The sequence below is a fragment of the Micromonospora sp. WMMD708 genome (assembly GCF_049315245.1).
Lineage (GTDB): Bacteria > Actinomycetota > Actinomycetes > Mycobacteriales > Micromonosporaceae > Micromonospora > Micromonospora wenchangensis.
On record NZ_CP186060.1, the window covers coordinates 4,442,313 to 4,460,396 of the forward strand.

At 74.1% G+C, this 18,084-nt stretch carries 16 protein-coding genes and 1 riboswitch; of the genes, 7 read left to right on the plus strand and 9 right to left on the minus strand.

Translation table 11 applies throughout. The features are described from left to right. Positions 1-12: 12 nt before the first annotated feature. Positions 13-1,704, plus strand: coding sequence for a CDP-glycerol glycerophosphotransferase family protein (locus tag ACN260_RS19750; protein WP_422752499.1), 1,692 nt, complete (start codon positions 13-15; stop codon positions 1,702-1,704). A gap of 119 nt (positions 1,705-1,823) precedes the next feature. On the opposite strand, the gene ACN260_RS19755 is transcribed toward ACN260_RS19750, so the two are convergent. The 4 genes from ACN260_RS19755 to ACN260_RS19770 form a co-directional block, all read right to left on the minus strand. Continuing rightward, the gene (locus tag ACN260_RS19755) at positions 1,824-2,672 is read right to left on the minus strand and encodes a C39 family peptidase (protein ID WP_422756762.1); all 849 of its coding nucleotides are present in this window, start codon (positions 2,670-2,672) and stop codon (positions 1,824-1,826) included. 273 nt (positions 2,673-2,945) lie between these two features. Beyond that, positions 2,946-3,090: riboswitch (cyclic di-AMP (ydaO/yuaA leader) on the minus strand. A 507-nt stretch (positions 3,091-3,597) separates the two neighbouring features. Then, the gene (locus ACN260_RS19760) at positions 3,598-4,359 is read right to left on the minus strand and encodes a hypothetical protein (RefSeq protein ID WP_422752500.1); all 762 of its coding nucleotides are present in this window, start codon (positions 4,357-4,359) and stop codon (positions 3,598-3,600) included. A 135-nt stretch (positions 4,360-4,494) separates the two neighbouring features. Further along, positions 4,495-4,875 carry a hypothetical protein gene (locus ACN260_RS19765; RefSeq protein ID WP_422752501.1) on the minus strand — a complete coding sequence of 127 codons (381 nt, stop codon included), beginning with the start codon at positions 4,873-4,875 and terminating at the stop codon, positions 4,495-4,497. A gap of 269 nt (positions 4,876-5,144) precedes the next feature. After that, positions 5,145-6,386 (minus strand): acyltransferase family protein, encoded by a 1,242-nt coding sequence (locus ACN260_RS19770; protein ID WP_422752502.1) that lies wholly within the window; start codon positions 6,384-6,386, stop codon positions 5,145-5,147. A 180-nt stretch (positions 6,387-6,566) separates the two neighbouring features. On the opposite strand from ACN260_RS19770, the gene ACN260_RS19775 reads away from it, so the two are divergent. From ACN260_RS19775 to pseI, 3 genes are all read left to right on the plus strand, one after another. Next, the gene (locus tag ACN260_RS19775; RefSeq protein WP_422752503.1) at positions 6,567-7,892 is read left to right on the plus strand and encodes a polysaccharide pyruvyl transferase family protein; all 1,326 of its coding nucleotides are present in this window, start codon (positions 6,567-6,569) and stop codon (positions 7,890-7,892) included. Positions 7,893-7,981: 89 nt separating this feature from the next. After that, the gene (locus ACN260_RS19780) at positions 7,982-9,100 is read left to right on the plus strand and encodes a glycosyltransferase family 2 protein (RefSeq protein WP_422752504.1); all 1,119 of its coding nucleotides are present in this window, start codon (positions 7,982-7,984) and stop codon (positions 9,098-9,100) included. Between the two features lie 71 nt (positions 9,101-9,171). Beyond that, positions 9,172-10,221 carry a pseudaminic acid synthase gene (gene pseI / locus ACN260_RS19785; RefSeq protein ID WP_422752505.1) on the plus strand — a complete coding sequence of 350 codons (1,050 nt, stop codon included), beginning with the start codon at positions 9,172-9,174 and terminating at the stop codon, positions 10,219-10,221. 116 nt (positions 10,222-10,337) lie between these two features. Here pseI and ACN260_RS19790 read toward each other — a convergent pair whose 3' ends face one another. Genes ACN260_RS19790 through ACN260_RS19805 form a run of 4 tightly spaced genes read right to left on the minus strand, consistent with a single transcriptional unit; the run spans position 10,338 to position 13,122 of the window. Further along, on the minus strand, positions 10,338-10,904 hold the full coding sequence (locus tag ACN260_RS19790; protein WP_422756887.1) for a hypothetical protein: 567 nt from the start codon (positions 10,902-10,904) through the stop codon (positions 10,338-10,340). Next, positions 10,888-11,634, minus strand: coding sequence for an SDR family NAD(P)-dependent oxidoreductase (locus ACN260_RS19795; protein ID WP_422752506.1), 747 nt, complete (start codon positions 11,632-11,634; stop codon positions 10,888-10,890). Before ACN260_RS19795 ends, ACN260_RS19790 begins: the two co-directional genes overlap by 17 nt. Continuing rightward, positions 11,627-12,874 carry an AMP-binding protein gene (locus tag ACN260_RS19800; RefSeq protein ID WP_422752507.1) on the minus strand — a complete coding sequence of 416 codons (1,248 nt, stop codon included), beginning with the start codon at positions 12,872-12,874 and terminating at the stop codon, positions 11,627-11,629. The genes ACN260_RS19795 and ACN260_RS19800 overlap by 8 nt, the downstream gene beginning before the upstream one ends. Then, positions 12,871-13,122 carry a phosphopantetheine-binding protein gene (locus ACN260_RS19805; protein ID WP_422752508.1) on the minus strand — a complete coding sequence of 84 codons (252 nt, stop codon included), beginning with the start codon at positions 13,120-13,122 and terminating at the stop codon, positions 12,871-12,873. Before ACN260_RS19805 ends, ACN260_RS19800 begins: the two co-directional genes overlap by 4 nt. Before the next feature lie 89 nt (positions 13,123-13,211). On the opposite strand from ACN260_RS19805, the gene ACN260_RS19810 reads away from it, so the two are divergent. Beyond that, positions 13,212-13,724 (plus strand): GNAT family N-acetyltransferase, encoded by a 513-nt coding sequence (locus tag ACN260_RS19810; RefSeq protein WP_422752509.1) that lies wholly within the window; start codon positions 13,212-13,214, stop codon positions 13,722-13,724. A gap of 95 nt (positions 13,725-13,819) precedes the next feature. Here the strand turns inward: ACN260_RS19810 and ACN260_RS19815 are convergent, their stop codons facing one another. Continuing rightward, positions 13,820-15,589: a hypothetical protein gene (locus ACN260_RS19815; RefSeq protein ID WP_422752510.1), complete on the minus strand. Its 1,770-nt coding sequence runs from the start codon at positions 15,587-15,589 to the stop codon at positions 13,820-13,822. 346 nt (positions 15,590-15,935) lie between these two features. On the opposite strand from ACN260_RS19815, the gene pseB reads away from it, so the two are divergent. Together pseB and ACN260_RS19825 are read left to right on the plus strand one after the other, a co-directional pair. Beyond that, the gene (pseB, locus tag ACN260_RS19820) at positions 15,936-16,919 is read left to right on the plus strand and encodes a UDP-N-acetylglucosamine 4,6-dehydratase (inverting) (protein WP_422752511.1); all 984 of its coding nucleotides are present in this window, start codon (positions 15,936-15,938) and stop codon (positions 16,917-16,919) included. Next, positions 16,916-18,073 (plus strand): DegT/DnrJ/EryC1/StrS family aminotransferase, encoded by a 1,158-nt coding sequence (locus ACN260_RS19825; protein WP_422752512.1) that lies wholly within the window; start codon positions 16,916-16,918, stop codon positions 18,071-18,073. The genes pseB and ACN260_RS19825 overlap by 4 nt, the downstream gene beginning before the upstream one ends. Positions 18,074-18,084 lie beyond the last annotated feature (11 nt).

Below are 18,084 nucleotides of genomic sequence, written 5' to 3' on the forward strand. Positions count from 1 at the left end.
GAGACGTACGACATGCGTGGTGACCTGGTCAGGAAACTGATCGCGCGGTGCCTGACCACCGGCCTGGCCGTGCTCGCCTTCCTGGTGGTGGCGCTCACCGGCGCGACCGGCTGGGGGCTGGCCCTGGCGGTGGCCGCGCTGGTCGCCGCCGGCTACGAACGCCGGGTCCGCCCCGACGCCGACATCGTCGCCGAGACGGTGCTGCTGGCCGCCGGCATCCTGGTCGGCCACGCCCGCCGGCTCGACGACGGGTTCGACCCGGTGCTGGCGCTCACCGCCCTGGTGCTGCTGGGGCTGGTGCTGCTGGTGGGGCCGCTGCGCGACGCCGGCAACCTGGAGATCCGGGCGGCGAACCTGCCGGTGCGGGCGTGGACCCCGCTGGTCGCCGCCCGCCTCGACGGCATCCTGCTGGGGCTGCTCGCGGTGGTGGCGGTGGCCGCCGCGTTCGCCCTGCCCGCCGTGGTCGCGCTGGCCGTCGTGCTGGTGGTCGCGGCCGGCTGCGGCGCGGTCGGCCTGGACCTGGCCCGGCGGCGGTTCCGGCCGTCGGGCGGGGGCGGCCCGGTGACCCGGGCGCTGCGCGCGCACCAGCCGGAGTTCCTGCTCTACTTCTCCGCCCCGCCCGGCTCGGAGTACCAGGTCACCATGTGGCTGCCCTACCTGGAGCGGCTCGGCCGGCCGTTCCTGGTGCTGCTGCGGGAGCCGGAGTACCTGCCCACGATCGCCGCCGCGACGAGCGCCCCGGTGGTCTACTGCCCCACCCTCAAGGCGATGGACGAGGCGCTGGTGCCCAGCCTGCGGGTGGCCTTCTACGTCAACCACGGGGCGAAGAACAGCCACTGCATCCGGTTCACCCAGCTCACCCACGTGCAACTGCACCACGGCGACAGCGACAAGGCCCCCAGCGCCAACCCGGTCTCGGCCATCTTCGACAAGATCTTCGTGGCCGGTCCGGCAGCGATCGAGCGGTACGCGCGGGCCGGCGTGGAGATCCCCGCCGAGAAGTTCGTCGTGGTCGGCCGTCCGCAGGTCGAAGCCATCGAGGTACGCCGGGAGGCCCGCCCGCCGGCCGCCCCGACCGTGCTCTACACCCCCACCTGGACCGGCCACCACGCCGACGCCAACTACTGCTCGCTGCCGGTGGCGGAGCCGCTGCTGCGCGCGCTGCTCGACCGGGGGGCCACGGTGATCCTGCGGGCCCACCCATACACCGGGCAGAACCCGACCTCGGCCCGGCAGCTGGCCCGGCTCACCGAGCTGCTCGCCGCCGACCGGACCCGTACCGGCCGGCAGCACCTGTGGGGTGCGGCGGCCAGCCGTGAGCTGAGCCTGACCGACTGCGTCAACCGCTCCGACGCGCTGGTATCCGACGTCTCCGGGGTCATCTCCGACTACCTCTACTCGGGCAAGCCGTACGCGGTGACCGACCTGGGCGTCGACGGCGACGAGTTCCTCACCCGGTTCCCGCTGGCCCGCTCCGGTTACGTGCTGCGCCGGGACATGGCCAACCTCGACGAGGTGCTGACCGGCCTGCTGGACACCGACCCGCTGGCGGCGGCCCGCTGGGACACCCGCCGCCGCTACCTGGGCGACTTCCCCGCCGACGCGTACGCCGACGGTTTCCTCGACGCCGCCCGCCGCGAGCTGGAGCCGGGCTGGACCCCGCCGGCCCCGCGGGGCGCCACGGTCCTCTCGCCCCGGGCCTGACCCGGCGGTGGCCTCTTGGGCCGATGTTGCGGTATCCGGATCCGCTGACACCGCTACATCGGCCCCATGACGAGCACCGCCCCGGCCGCGGGCGGCCGGGGCGGGTGGGGGTGGCTCGGTCAGGCGGAGTAGCCCCGGGTGGCGATCCAGTTGGCCAGGGTGGTCACGCTGACCCAGTAGGCCGGCAGCGACGGGTCGGCCGAGTCGGCGATCCGCACGGTGCGGCCGTTGTCCCGGTAGCCCACGGCGGCGACGTAGTGGCCACCGGGGAAGGAGTGCCAGCCGCCGTCGAGGTCGGTGGCGTCCCCGGCCACGTTCGCGACCACGGCCCGCTTGTCGGTGACCGCCGCGACCACGTCGGCCCGCAGCCGCTCGATCTGGGCGTCGCTGGGGGTGCCGGCGAACATCCGGGTCCGGTACGGGTCACCCTTGACCACGGCGTTGAGCACCCGGGTGGTGTCCTCGGCCGAGTTGGTGCCCATCTCGGTGGTGCCCAACTGGGCGGCGAGGGCGTCCTGGCCGCGCTCGATGCCGGCCGCGCTGAGCGCGTTGCGTACCGCCGCCGGGCCGCAGTAGTAGTAGGTGATCTGGGCCTGGTAGTCGTAGCGCAGGACCTTCGACGAGGGGGGCTTCGGGGTCGCCTTGCGGATCAGGTCCGGGTCGGCGGTGGCGCGGGCCTTGGCCCGGGTGACGTGCGGCGACGGGGTGGGACTCGCCGAGGGGCTGGTGGAAGGGGTGGCCGACGGGCTGGCCGGGGCGGGTACGGTGACCCGGGCCTGGGCACGGCTGGCGACGTCGTCGAGGCGGGGGGCGGCCTCGGCCACGGCGGTGGCGCGCTGGTCGGTCGGGGCGTCGTCGACCCCGGCGGCCAGGGCGGTGCCACCGGCGGCCAGGACGAGGACCGCCGCCGAGCCGGCGACCATCCGGTACGGGCGCTGGGCGCCCAGCCGGCGGAGCTGACGCTTCATGTGGTGCTTCACGGGGTGTTCCTCCACGGGGCGAGGCGGCCGGGCACGCCGGATCGGCACGCGGCGGGTACGCCACGCGCGGATCGGGTGTTGCGCCGCTCGTTCGGCAGGGACCGCCCGGCGGGGAGCCGGACGGGTCGGCGGGTCGCCCGACCGGGGTCGGGCGGCGGGGTGGACGGCCGGGTCAGCGCGTCAGGCGCGACGGTCCGGCGGCACCCCGGCACCGAGGTGGAGGAACCACCGAGAGGGTGGGGTCATGCTGCACGAGGATGAAACTCCTTCCGCTGCCGCCGACCGGGTTAGCTGACGGATTCGGGCGGGAAGATCGCCCTACCCCGGGCCGTGGCCCGGAGATTCACCCCAGGTGGTGCGTGTGGGTCCCCGGTTCGTGACGTGCACGATTGAGCGGGTCGGTGCGGCGTCGCCTCCTGCGATCGGAAACCGCACCGGACCGCAGCGACACTACTGGCCGCCCTCCCTCCCGCCAAGCCCCGTGAGCTGCGTAAACATCGTCGGGTCGGCTTCTTTGCGGGGCACTCGGGCAGCGAGGGCCAGCCCCGGGGACGAAGCGTCGTCGGACCCCGGCATGGCGACAACCGGACAACCCGACCGCAACCTCCGATGATCATCGAAGTCGATGTGACCGCCTGTGACTGCCTGTCCGATTTTCCCCGGCCGTGACGCCCCCCACACCGGAGCTGGATAACAATTCGACCCCCGAGACCCCCGCCCGCACGGCCCCGGAGCCCTGGGGCCCTGGGGCCCTGGGGCCCTGGGGCCGCAACGGGGCCGAAGTTGCGGGGTCAACGTGGGGTGGACACCGCCATTTGCGCGTCGTTGTGTCGATCACCCCGGGCCGGGCCGGGCCGGGACAGGCCGGGCCGGGCCGGGCCGGGACAGGCCGGGAGCGGCGGTCGCGGGGTGGTCAGCCGACCCGGGCCGGGTGCCAGCGGGCGGCCTGCGTGGGGCGGGTCGCCGCCGACGTCGCGGTACGGGGCAGCGGGACCCGGCCCGGCCGCACCCGCTGCGCCGCCGCGTACGCCTCGGCGGCCAGGGATCGGGCGGCCTCGGCGGCCAGCTCGGCGTCCCGCCACGCGACGCTTTCCCGCCAGGCCGCCGCCCGGTACGCCGCACGCCTGTCCTCCCGGACCGCCCGGGCGAGCATCACCTCGTGCTCGACGGGGTGCCGGCGCGGGTCCCAACCGTCGCGGTGCGCGAAAACGTCCCGCAGCCGCTCCACCGACAACTCGCCCCGCCAGTGCGCCGCCACCGCCTCCTGGTGCAGCCACCGCTCCCGGCCCGCGTACTCGGCGGGTGTCCGGGGGGTACGCGGGCTGGGCAGCGTCCCCGCGCCGACGAACCGGCGGGCGGCCGTCTCGGCCTCGTCGTACGCCTGCCAGGCCCGTTCCAGGGTGTCCTGGGCGGCCAGCCAGGCGGTCCGGTGACGGCGGGCGGTCTGGGCCGCCCCGGCGGCGGCGACGGCCACCTCCTCGGCGTACCGCCGCAGGTCGGCGACCGGGGGTGGGGCGTCCGGCGGTGGTACGACGGGGGTCGCGTCGGTCGCCCGGTCCCGCTCGGGACGGGCGACCAGGACGGCGAGGCCGGTCAGCGCGAGGACGAGCAGCAGGGACCAGATCGCGGTGGCGGTCGGCACCCCGATCAGGAACTGGGAGAGCACGGTGTTCACGGGTCGACACCTCGCGGACGGATGTGGCGGGTCGGGGCCGTACCGGGGCGGGACCGTTGCGGGCAACGCCCGCCCGGGGCGGTACGGGGACGAGGTCGTGGTGGTGGCTGGCGGGTGACTCCGGGTGGAGCGGGGTCAGCCGGCCGGGGGTGCCCGGGGCCCGGCGGCGGCGGGCACCCGGCCGGTCGGTGTCACCAGGGTGGCGGCCGGAAGCTCCCGGGCCGCGCCGGCCGGCACGGCGGACACTCCGGCGTCGACCCGGTCGGTCGCCACCACGTCGACCCGCCCGGTCCCCCGGTCGTCGGAGCGGATGCCGTCGCCCCGGCCGAACGGGGTGTCGAGGGCGACGGCGGCGGGGAAGGAGTGCGCCGCGTCGGCCGACAGGGCACCCGGGGCCGGGTCGAACAGTGCGGGGCCGGCGGCGGCGAACGCGAGTGCGACGGCGAGGCCGGCGAGCAGCCGGGACATCCCGCGCGCGACCCACCACAGGGGACTGGTGGGCGCGACCGGGAACACGTGACCACGCTACCGAAGGGGTCACCGACCCGCAGCACCGCCGGGCGTGTCGCCGCGCCGGTCGCGTATGGCAACCGGTCACACCCGGCGGGCGACAGACACCGGCCCGACATCCACCGTGGAGCGAGCACCGCCACCACCCGCGCCACACCCGGCACCGCCGCCGAGCCCGGCACCGCCGCCGAGCACGGCAGCGAGCAGGGCGGGCGGCAGCGAGCAGGGCGGGACGCGCAAGGCGCAGAGCCGGACGCGCCGGGAACAGGGCCGGGTCAGTGCGGGTCGCGCGGTCCCGCGTACTCGACCGGGCGGCCGTCGCGCGGCCCGCCGTCGGCACCCCTCGGCCCCGGCACGACGGCCGGCCCGCCGGCACCCGGAGCACCGGCACCGGAAGCACCGGCGGCGACGTCAGGAGCAGCGGCGGAGGTGGCCGGGGTGGTGCGGCGGCGGGGGGCCAGGCGGCGCATCATCGGGGTCTCCACGAAGCGGTGCAGCGCGGCGGCCAGCGCCAGGTTCACCACCAGGAAGCCGAGCACGGCCAGCGGCCCCGACCAGCCGGGCAACCCGACACCCCAGTGCCCGGTGAGCCGCAGCACGGTCATCATCACCAGCACGTGCACCAGGTAGAAGGCGAACGACACCTCACCGAGCCAGATCAGGGTGCGGTGCCGCCACGGCGACCAGCGACCCTGCACGTCAGCGCGGGCCGCCGCCGGGATGACCAGGATGTACGCCACCGACAGCAGCGCCGCCCACATCTCGGCCGGGATCCAGTGCGCCGCCACCCAGACGACCACGAAGAGCACGCTGGCCAGGGGCAGCCCGGGGCCCCGCCAGTGCCCACGGCGCAGCAGCTCGGCGGCGGCGACACCCAGCCAGAACTCGGTGGAGCGGACCAGCGGGAAGACCTGGGTGAACCACCAGTTGGTGCCCTCGGGCAGCAGTTGCTGGCCGGGCCACAGCGCCAGGATCACCAGCGGCACCGCCACCACCACGGCCCAGAGCAGGCCGGACCGGGCCCGCCGGATCGCCGGCAGCGCCAGCGGCAGGCAGAGGTAGAAGAACAGCTCGCAGGACAGCGACCAGCTCACGTTGTTGATGCTGTAGAAGTAGCCGGGGGTGGGGTCCCACGCCTGGACGAGGAAGAGGTTCTCCAGGGCGGCACGGGGCACCACCGGGTCGGCGAACCACCACATCACCAGCAGCGCCGCCGCCCAGGTCAGCACGTGGTTGGGATAGATCTTGGCGAGCCGGCGACGCCAGAAGTCCCGCCGCCGGTCGCCGTCGCGGGCCGACCAGACCAGCACGAAGCCACTGAGGATGAAGAAGAACTGCACCCCGGACAGGCCCAGGGTGAACAGCCAGTCGACCACCGCCTTGGCGTCGGGCTGGGTGACGATCCGCATGGTGCCGACGTGGTAGCCGAAGACCAGCATGGCGGCGATCCAGCGCAGCCCGGTCAGCGACGGGAGCCGGTTCAGCGCCGGGGACGCGGTGGTGGGCACGCTGGTCACCCGGGGCACCCTACCGGCACACCCCGGTACCGGCGACGGACCGGGGTGGTGCGGATGTGCGGAAGGTGTACGAAATCCCTCCACTGACCTAACATCGCGGGACCTGTCGGTGTCGGCGTACCCGTGGGTCAGGTCGGCGGCCGGCGGAGGCTCCCGGCGAACGAGGAACGGAGCGAAGTGGTGCACCAACGGATCCTGATGCGGGCGAAGAAGGACCCGTTCGACGTACGCGGCCCGGAGGAGGCGTACGAGGGGAACTGGATCGGGGAGAACAACGGCAACCTGGTCTTCAGCCACGCCGCCCACAAGCTGCTGCGCACCTCCACCGCGCGGATCACGTCGACCGAGTTCAAGGTCGACCTGCGCGACGCCGACCGGATCAACGAGCAGTACGACGTGTACGTCATCCCGCTGGCCAACGCGTTCCGGCGCAGCTACGCCCACCGCATCGAGCTGATGACGAAGCTGGTCGAGCGGCTGCGCATCCCGGTGGTGGTGTTCGGGGTGGGCGTGCAGACCGACATCCACGGCGACCGGGAGTACCTGCGTCCGATCGACGACGTGGTCAGCCGGTTCGTCCGGGCGGCGCTGGAGCGGGGGCCGAGCATCGGCGTACGCGGGGAGATCACCGCGCAGTACCTGAACACGCTGGGCTTCTCCGCCGTCGACGTGATCGGCTGCCCGTCGATGTTCCTGCACGGCGACCAGCTCCGGGTGGAGAAGTCCGCGCCGGCCCTGACCACCGACGCCCGGGTGGCGCTGACCGTCTCCCCGTACGTCAAGTCGATGGCGAAGATCATCGCCTCGCACCAGGCCCGCTACCCGAACCTGCGCTACCTCCCGCAGGACCTCAAGACGCTGGGCACCCTGCTCTACGGCGACGCCCCGCAGGACCGGGGCAAGACCAGCGCCATCCCGATCCACACCTCGCACCCGCTGTTCACGCAGGACAAGGTGCGGATGTTCCTCGACCCGTGGACCTGGATGGACTACCTCGCCGGGTTCGACTTCGCCTTCGGCACCCGTATCCACGGCACCATCACCGCCCTGGTCGCCGGCACCCCCGGCTACCTGTTCGCGCACGACTCGCGCACCCTGGAGCTGGCCCGCTACTTCGACATCCCGCACAAGCTGATGCCGGACGTGCCGGCCGACGTGGACGCCGCCCAGCTCTACGCCGAGGCCGACTACACCGGCCTGAACACCGGGCACCGGGCCCGCTACGAGGTGATGCGCGCCTTCCTCGCCCGGCACGACCTGGGCAACGCGTTCGACGACGGCGACAGCGCGGCCCGCTTCGACGCGCAGGTCCGCGAGACGGTGTTCCCGCCGGCGGTCCGGCCCGCCTCGGCCAGTTCACCCGAGGAGCTACTGGCCCGCATCCAATGGCTACGCGACCGCAACGCGGCGCTCGGCGACGACGTGCGGGAGCTGCGTGAGCAGCGGCTGCGGGCCCGGGTACGGCGCGCGGTCCCCGCACCGGTACGGCGGATGCTGAGCCGTTAACCTGCCGCTCGGCCGCTGTTCAGCAGCTCCATCTCCACCGGATACGTCACGTTCCGTGGCCGTCCATACCCGTGCACCAGGGTGGCGGGGTGGTCATCCAGCCCGCGCCCACCCCGCTGCTCAGCGTCGTCGTCCCGGTCCACGGGGTGGAGGCGTACCTGCACCAGTGCCTGGACTCGGTGCGCACGGACGTGCCGGCCGACGCGACGGGCGCGGTCGAGATCGTCGCCGTCGACGACGCCTCGCCGGACCGGTGCGGGGAACTGCTGCGCGCGTACGCGGCAGAGCATCCGGGCGTACGCACGGTGCACCTGACCCGCAACGTCGGGTTGGGGCCGGCCCGCAACGCCGGCCTGGACGTGGCGACCGGCGAGTACGTCTGGTTCGTCGACAGCGACGACTGGCTGCCCGCTGGCACGGTCCCGGCGGTGCTGGACCGGCTCCGGGCGCACCGCCCCGACGTGCTGATGCTCGACCACCTGCGGGTGAGCGAGGACGGCCGGCGGGAGGTGGACGCGAGCAGTCACCTGCTGCGCGGCATCCCCGGGGTGGTCCGGCTGGCCGACCGACCCGGGCTGCTGCGGGTGCAGCACACCGCGTGGAACAAGGTGGTCCGCCGGGCCTACCTGAACGCGTTGGAGCTGCGCTTCCACCCCGGCTGGTACGAGGACATCCCGTTCAGCAACCCGCTGCTCATCGGCGCGGAGCGGATCTCGGTGCTGGACCGGGTCTGCTACCTGTACCGGCAGGGCCGGCAGGGCGCGATCACCTCTACCCGCAGCGGTCGGCACTTCGACGCCTTCGACCAGTACGACCGGCTGTTCGACTGGGTCGCCCGCCGGTACCCGGACGAGCGGCTGCGCGGCGAGCTGTTCGCCCTGATGGTCAACCACATGCTGGTGGTGGTCGGCAACGACGGCCGGCTGCACCCGCACCTGCGCCGGGAGTTCTTCCGCCGGGTCGCCGCCCACTACCGCCGGCACCTGCCGCCGGGCGGCTACCGCCGGCCGGGCGGGGTGGCCGGGCTCAAGCACCGGCTGGTCGGCCGGGACGCCTACCTCGCGTACGCGGTGCTGCGCCACGCGCACCGGCTGGCGGGGTGGCTGCGCCGCCCGGTCGCCACGCCGCAACCGGCGCCGACGGTCGTCGGGCCGGCCCACGACTGCACCGCCGACCGCGACGCGCTGGCGGGTCGCGGCAGCCGGTGACCGGCCGGCCCACCGTCGGGGGGACGGCGGCCGGGGTACGAGCAACGAGCACAGGGAACAGGGGTCTTGGAATGACGACAGTGAAGATCGGGCCGCACCTGGTGGGGGCCGGGGAGCAGCCGTTCGTGGTGGCGGAGATGTCCGGCAACCACAACGGCGACCTGGGCCGGGCGCTTTCGATCGTGGACGCGGTGGCGGCCAGCGGGGCGCACGCGCTGAAGTTGCAGACGTACCGGCCGGACACCATCACCATCGACGTGGACACCCCGGCGTTCCGGATCTCCGGCGGGCACGAGCTGTGGGGCGGGCAGAACCTCTACCGGCTCTACGAGCGGGCCCACACCCCGTACGAGTGGCACGGGCCGATCTTCGAACGGGCCCGGGAGCGGGGGCTGACCGTGTTCTCGTCTCCGTTCGACCCGTCGGCGGTGGAGCTGCTGGAGGGGCTGGACGTCCCGGCGTACAAGATCGCCTCGTCGGAGCTGGTCGACCTGCCGCTGATCCGGCTGGTCGCGGGCACCGGCAAGCCGCTGGTCATCTCCACCGGCATGGCCACGCTCGCCGAGATCGACGCCGCGGTGCGCACCGCCCGCGACGGCGGGGCCGGCGGCATCGTGCTGCTGGCCTGCACCGCCGCCTACCCGGCCCCGCCGGCCGACAGCAACCTGCGCCGGATCCCGGTGCTGGCCGACGCGTTCGGGGTGCCGGTCGGCCTGTCCGACCACACGCCCGGCATCGGGGTGCCGGTGGCCTCGGTGGCGCTGGGCGCCTGCTTCATCGAGAAGCACGTCACCCTCGACCGGGGCGACGGCGGGGTCGACTCCGACTTCTCGCTGCACCCCGACGAGCTGGCCGCCCTGGTAGTGGAGTCGGCGCGGGCGCACGCGGCGCTGGGCGGCACCGCCGTCGGGCCGACCCCGGCCGAGCGGGAGGGGCTGCGGTTCCGCCGTTCCCTGTTCGTGGTGGCCGACGTCCGGGCCGGCGACGAGGTGACCGCCGCGAACGTCCGCTCGATCCGCCCGGCCGGCGGCCTGCCCCCGGTGGAGATCGACCGGGTCCTCGGCCGCACCTTCACCACCGACGTCCCCCGGGGCACCCCACTGAGCTGGGACCTCATCTGACCCCGCGCCCCCCGCCCCATGATCCAATAACGAAAGAGAACACGACACGCCGGGGAAAGTCGCCGAAATTGCAATCTGATCATGTTGGGGCGGGGCAGCACGGGGTGGGGTGACACTCAGGGGGCGAAGGCGACCGTGATCACCAGGTCGGCCAGGCGCAGGGTGCGCCAGACCGCACCTGCGTGCGGTGGCACGGACAGACCGTGCCGCCGCCACCAGGCCGCCACCGGCACCTCGGCCAGCTTGCAGAGGCTCTCCGCCCTGGTCCAGCGGGCCCAGAAGTCGACCGGCCCGAACCGCGCGGCCAACGCGGGCGGAACCTCGGCGGCAGCCCGTTCGGCATCGATCGCCACCCGCCAGCCCGGCGCGGTCGGCCCGTACCAGCCGACGCAGCGCCCGTCGTCGAGGTGACTTCGGGTCACCGCGTCCCGCAGCTCGGTGGGGGTGCCGACCCGCAGATGCCGTTCGGCCGCCCCCAGCAGCGCCGGCACCGGCCGTATCCCCGCGTCCCCGCCCGTCCCCGCCGGGTGACCCGTACGCCCGGGCTCCCCGCCCACCTCACCGCCACCCGCCCCGTCCGGCACGACCCCGCGACGGTCACCGCCGGTCGGAACCCCGCCGAGCCGACCGTCGCCGGCCTGCACCCCACCGGGCCGGCGGGTGGGGTCAGATCGAGGCGGCACCGTCGACCACGATGACCTGGCCGTTGATGTTGGTGTGCGCGCACAGCAACATCCGCACCACCGGGACCACCTCGGCCGGTTCGGTCAGGTGACCGGTGGGGGTGCGACGGACGATCTGGTCGAGCTGGGTGCTGCCCAGCACGGCGGACATCTCCGAGGCGAAGAAGCCCGGCGCGACGGCGTTGACCAGCATCCGCCCGCCCAGCTCGCGGGCCAGCGAGCGGGTCGCCGCGTCCATGCCGCCCTTGGTGGCCGAGTACGCGACCAGGCCGGGGAAACCGCGCTGTGCGCAGATCGAGGTGACGTTGACGATCCGCCCGCGCCGCCCCTGGCCGAGCATCCGCCGGGCCACCATGCGGGTGAGCTGCAACGGGGCGGTCAGGTTGGTCTCGACGATCCGGGCGATGTCGGCGGTGGCGGTGTGCGTGTGCATCGAGTCCTGCCCGACGGCGGCGTTGTTGACCAGGCCGTCGACCGGGCCGAACCGCGCCTCGACCTCGCGGAGGAACCGCTGGGCCGCCGCGAGGTCGGTGACGTCCACCGCCCCGACGTGCACCCGGTCGGGGTGCGCGTCGGCCAGCTTCTCCAGTTCGGGGGTGATGGTACGGGCGAACGCGGCCACGGTGAGGCCGGCGTCGAGCAGGTCGGTGACGATGGCCAGGCCCAGCCCCCGGGATCCGCCGGAGACGAGGACCACGGTGCTGGCGGGAACGGGCGGCGAGTCAGACATCGCTCTTCAGGGTCTCCTTGACGGGGATCTCGGTCAGTAGCCGGATACGGCGGGGCACCGCGTACTCGGGGAGCCGGTCGGCGCACCAGCGCACCAGCGCGCCCTCGTCGGGCGGGGCCCCGGCGTCGCCGGGCGCGGTGGTGGGGACGACCTCGGCGACCACCATCCGGCCGAGCACCGGCGCGCGGCGGCCGGTGACCCGCGCCCAGGCCACCCCGGGATGGGCGGTGAGCACGTCGCGGACCAGCCCGGCGGAGACCTTGCTGCCGCCGACGTTGATCTCGTCGGAGTCCAGCCGGCCGGTGATCACCACCCGGTCGTCGACCACCTGGGCGCGGTCACCGGTGCGGACCGGCCCGTCGAGTCCGACCCCGTGGTGCGGGGAGGTGATCACCAGTTCGTCGTCGCGCAGGGAGAGGGTGGGTCGGCCCGGGGTGACCCGGTCGAGCCAGCCGACCGGGAACCCGGCCCGCCCGTCGTGCACCACGATCGACGCGCCGACCTCGGAGGAGGCGTAGATCCAGGAGATCCGCGCGGTCGGGAAGAGCGCCCGGAGCCGGTCCAGGACGGCCTGGTCGACCGGTTCGCCGCCGAGGGTGAGCTGGCGCAGCGGCACCCGGGCCAGCGCCTGCGGGTCGCGGTGCAGGGTGCGCCGCCAGAAGGTGGGGGTGCCGGAGACGGCGTCGACGCCGTGCGCGGCGGCGATCGCCGGCCAGTCGTCCAACTCGTCGGGGTCGACCACCACCAGGTGCTGGCCGGGCTGGGTCAGCGACAGGGTGACCACCTGCCACCAGGCGTAGCTGCCGGGGGCGTACGGGCAGAGCCAGGTCCGTTCCGGCTGCGCCGACCGCACGGTGGTCAACGAGTCGAGGCTGTGCCCGACCCGCTTGGGCCGCCCGGTCGACCCGGAGGTGAGCAGCCAGAGCCGACCCGCCTCGGGTGCCCGGGGGACGGCCGGCGGCACGGTCTGCGGCACCCCGGCGGCGAGCACGGTGACGGCGAACCCGGCGGCGCGCAGCTCGTCCCGCATCGTCGCGTCGACCCGGGTGGGGGCGGCGAGCAGCAGTTCGGTGCCGTCGACGGCGTGCCGCCGGGCGACGGCGAGCGCGTCGGCGGCCCCGGCGGCGAGGACCACGCCGGGGGACGGCAGCACCGGGGCGGGCAGGTCCCGCCAGCTCCTGGCCACCCCGGCGACGACGACCCGGTTGTCCAGCCCGGCCGGCGAGGTCGCGACGGTCACTGCCGCTGGAGTTCGGCGAGGAAGTCGAGGACGTCGCCGACGGTGGCGATCCGGCGCAGGCCGGGGGCGTCGAAGTTCAACTCCTCGCCGGTGGCGTCCTCGACCCGCAGGGCCAGCTCCGAGAAGTCCAGCGACCGGAAGCCGATCTCCCGCAGGTCGGTGGCGTCGTCGGCGGGCAGCACCCGGCCCTGGTTGCGCACCACCTGCGCCATGAGGTCGCGAATCTGCGCGCGACTCAATTCGTTCATGCGCCGGAGTGTACAGCCCGACAATTATCCGGCCGCTTTACCCGGGTAGGGTCCGCAGGGGTCCACCAGATGAATACAAAGGGGTACGGGTGCTGCGCGAGGCCACCACGGACGACGTTAACCTGATGTTGTCCTGGCGTAATCAGGAAACCAACCGGCAGGTCAGCAAGACCAGTCACGAGATCACCCCCGCCGAGCACGCGGCGTGGTGGTCGCGGGTGCGCACCGACCCGACCCGGCAGGTGCTGATCTATCTGCACGACGACCGGCCGGCCGGCGTGGTGACCTTCTTCGACCTGCGCCAGGACGGGCCGCAACGCACCGCTTCCTGGGGTTTCTACCTGGACGCCGACGGGTTGGCCGAGCGGGGGGCGACGCTGCCCGCGTGGCTGGGCGTGATGCGGGCGGCGGTGGACCACGCCTTCGACGTGCTCGCGCTGGACCGGCTCGACGGCGAGGTGCTGGCGGACAACACGGTCGTACGACAGATGAACCGACGGTTCCGGTTCGTCGAGGGCACCGGTCGACGGGAGACGCACGACGGCCGGGAAATCACCGTCGTCCCCATTTCCCTGAGCCGGGAGAACCGTCGCCGCCGTTAATTTCGGCGATTGTCCGGCGACCATTCACCGGCCGGCAATCCTCCGTTAACCGAATTGCGATCGGCGGGGCGGTCCAGGGCGGCGCGGCGATGGATTCAGCCACGCCGCCAGGCGGCCCAGCGCTGCTCAGGGTTGCCGCCGAGGCGGACGAAGCCGTACCGGGTGCCGTCCCAGTCGTCCGGCTCGCCGGGTGCCCACCTCACGAACACCACGTCGGCGTCGGCCGGCGGGTCGTCCCCGAACCACCGCACGTCGGCCCAGGTGACCTGGTGGCTGAGGTTGAACCGGAGCACCCACTGCACGCCGAGCGACGCCCAGACCCGGTCGCCGGGGCGTACCCCGAGGTCGGCCACCCGGGGGGTGGGCGCGGTCGCCGCGACCAGCGGTCGGACCAGCCGGTCGGTGATCACCTGCATGGTGCCGAGGTTCACCACCACCAGCGCGGCGAGCACCGGCAGCCGCCACCGGCGCAGCCGCAGGCCGGCGACCAGCAGCAGGCAGCCGGCGATCCCCACGGCGGCCCCGGTGAACGGCCGGAACTCCCGCCAGCCACCCGTGAGCGCCATCAGGTCCGGGGCACCGAACCCGCCGTAGCGCAGCTCGTGTCCCCGGCTGGCGACCCAGGCCAGCCGGGCGGCGATCAGGGTCGCGCCGGCCAGCAGCAGGCCCACCGCGACCGCCGCCCGCCGCCACCGCTGCCGGGGCGTCGCCGTCACCAGCGTCCCCACCCCGAACAGCAGCCAGAACGGGGCGAGCATCTGCACGTACCGGCCGTAGATGGCGTCCAGCGGTTTGCCGGTGATGCCGGCCAGGATCACCGACGCGCCGGCCGCCACCCCCACGCTGGTCACCAGCGCCACCCCGACCGTCCACCGGGTCGCCCCGACCTCGTCCGCCGGGCCGGCGGCGGGGTCCGGGGAGGCGGCGGGGGTGGGACGACGCAGCAGGAGGCGGACGGCCCCGGCCCAGGCGACACCGGCCAGCCCGAACGTGATGACCACCAGGTACCAGAGCTGGGTGGCGACCGCCGCGCCGACCCGCAGCAGCCCCGGCCCGGAGGCGACCGCCCGGACGGTGCCGTCGCCGGGCGGGTCACCCAGCAGGTAGACCCGGTCACCGAGCAGCCGGATGACCGCCTCGTTGAGCAGCGCCAGCACCAGCACCGGCAGCACCGCCGCGAGCACCTGCGCCGGGCCGACCCGTCGCCGCAGGAACAGCAGCAGCACCAGGCCGGCGTGCACACCCACGATCACCAGACCCCGGGAGTGCAGCAGGTGGAACGCCCCGACCAGGGCGCCGGCGGTGGCGGCGGCCAGCGCGCCGGGCCGGCGCACCCAGCGGTGCACGGCCAGCAGCCAGGCCAGCACCAGCGGCGCGAGCACCGCGTCGATCATCGCCACCCCGGCGTAGAACACCGTCGCCGGCAGGGTGGCCGCGGCCACGGCGGCGGCCAGGGCGACCGCCCTGCCCACCGGCACCACGCGGCGCAGCAGCAGGTACGCAAGCGGCAGCACCGTCGCGTTCACCGCCGCGTTGACCAACTGCACCAGTCGGTAGCTGTCGGCGAAGTCCCGCTCCCCGAGGAACGCCGGGGAGATCAGCAACGGGTAACCGACCCGACGCAACGGCCCGTTCTCGCTGCTGAAGCCACCCGGCCCGCCGGCCAGCGCGCGGGCGGTGTGCAGGTAGCTGTCCTCGTCGGTGTGGGCGATGGGCAGCGGCACGTGCCGGGACAGCCACATCCGCCAGCCGACGCCCAGCAGCCAGCCCACCACCAGCAGCGCCGGCACCAGTCGCCGGAGTCGGCGAGCCGGCTGCCCGGCCGGGTCGGCGACCCGGTTTCCCACCTCGGTGACGGCCACCATGCGTCGTCTCCTGCCTCGTCGGGGTAACCCCGTCGGCCCGCGCGGGGTGCGCGACGGCACCGGCCCGCAGGCCGGGCCGGTGGGGGCGAAACCCGGCCGTGGGTGTCGGATGTGCCTGCGGCAGGATGCCCACCGGCCGCGCCGGGCCACTGTAGTCAGCGGCGTACCCGCTGGTCAGCCGGCAGCGGTCGGGTCGGCAAGTGTTCGCCCGCCGGGGGGCCGGCATTCACACGACCAGCGTGGGCGGTTAACCCGGGGGCGTCGGTGCGTTAACCCGACCTGGTTAGCGTCCGTCCGGTCGCCTGGCCCGAGCCGGCGGCGCAACCACGAGCTGGGGAGCACCACCTTGAGTGAGTTGAACGGGTCCTCCATTCTGGTCACCGGCGGGACGGGGTCCTTCGGGAAGACGTTCCTCCGGCACGTCCTCGACGTGGCCGACCCGGCCCGGGTGGTGGTGTTCTCCCGCGACGAACTCAAGCAGTACGAGCTGCGCCAGCAACTCGGCGACGACCCCCGGCTGCGCTGGTTCATCGGGGACATCCGGGACCGGCACCGGCTCACCCGGGCCATGCACGGGGTGGACCACGTGGTGCACGCCGCCGCCCTCAAGCAGGTGGACACCGCCGAGTACAACCCGTCGGAGTTCATCGCCACCAACATCACCGGCTCGCAGCACGTGGTCGACGCGGCCATCGAGGCCGGCGTCCGGAAGGTGATCGCGCTCTCCACCGACAAGGCGTCCAGCCCGATCAACCTGTACGGCGCGACCAAGCTCGTCGGCGACAAGCTGTTCGTCTCGGCCAACCACTACGCCGCCCAGCACCCCACCCGGTTCGCCGTGGTCCGCTACGGCAACGTTGTCGGCAGCCGGGGCTCGGTGGTGCCGTTGTTCCGCCGGCTCGCCGCCGAGGGCAGGAGCCTGCCGATCACCGACAAGCGGATGACCAGGTTCTGGATCACCCTGGACCAGGCCGTGCAGTTCGTGCTGGACAGCTTCGACCAGATGCAGGGCGGTGAGCTGTTCGTGCCGCGCATCCCCAGCATGCGCATCCTCGACCTGGTCGAGGCGGTCGCCCCGGACGCCACCACCCACGAGATCGGCATCCGGCCGGGCGAGAAGCTGCACGAGGAGATGATCGCCCCGGACGACAGCCGCCGGACGCTGCGCGCGAAGGACCGGTTCATCGTCCAGCCGACGATCGCCACCTGGGGTTACCGGCCGCCTGTCGACTGCGAGCCGGTGCCGGACGGGTTCGCCTACCAGTCCGACGGCAACGACGAGTGGTTGACCGTCCCCCAGCTGCGCGACATGCTCGGCATCGCCGCATGACGGCGATGCTCCCGTACGGCCGGCAGTCGGTGACCGACGACGACGTCGCCGCCGTGGTCGCCACCCTGCGCAGCGACTGGCTCACCACCGGCCCGCAGGTCGACGCGTTCGAGGCGGACCTCGCGGGCTGGACCGGCGGGGCCGGCTGCGCCGCCGTCGCCAACGGCACGGCCGCCCTGCACGTGGCCTACGCGGCGGCCGGGGTGGGACCCGGCGACGAGGTGGTGGTGCCGCCGATGACGTTCGTGGCGACCGCCAGCAGTGCGGTCGCCCTCGGCGCGCGGATCGTCTTCGCCGACGTCGAGGAGGAGACGTTCACCCTGGACCCGGCGGCGGCCGCCGCCGCGACCACCGCCCGGACGAGGGTCGTCGCGGCCGTCGACTACGCCGGCCACCCGGCCGACTACGACGCCCTGCGCGCCGCCCTGGCCGGCTCCGACGCGCTGCTACTGGCCGACGCGGCGCACTCGATCGGGGCCACCTACCGCGGCCGGCCGGTCGGGTCGCTGGCCGACCTGACCACCTTCTCGTTCTTCCCCACCAAGAACCTCACCACCGCCGAGGGCGGCGCGGTCGCCACGACCGACCCGCGACTGCTCAGGCGGGCCCGCCGGTTCCGCAACATCGGGCTGGTCCGGGAGCGCGACGAGCTGCGCGCCCCGGACGAGGGCGGCTGGCACCAGGAGGTGCACGAGTTCGGGCTGAACTACCGGCTGCCGGACGTGCTCTGCGCGCTGGGCCGCAGCCAGCTACGCCGGCTCGGTGACTTCCTCGCCGCCCGTGCCCGGCTGGTGGCCCGCTACGACGAGGCGCTGGCCGACCTGGACGGGGTACTCACCCCGACCCGCCGGTCCTGGGCCGCCCCCGCCTGGCACCTCTACCCGGTCCGGATCCTCGACGGCCGCCGCCGCGAGGTGTACGACCGGATGCGCGCCGCCGGCATCGGTGTGCAGGTCAACTACCTGCCGGTGCACTGGCACCCGGCCTTCGCCGACCTGGGCTACCAGCGCGGTTCCTGCCCGGTGGCCGAGGCGTTCTACGCCCAGCAGCTCTCGCTGCCGCTGTACCCGGGTCTCACCGACACCGACCAGGACCGGGTGATCGACGCGCTCGGCGCGGCGCTGCGCGGCGTCACCGCGCCCACCGCCGCCTGACCGGGGGAACC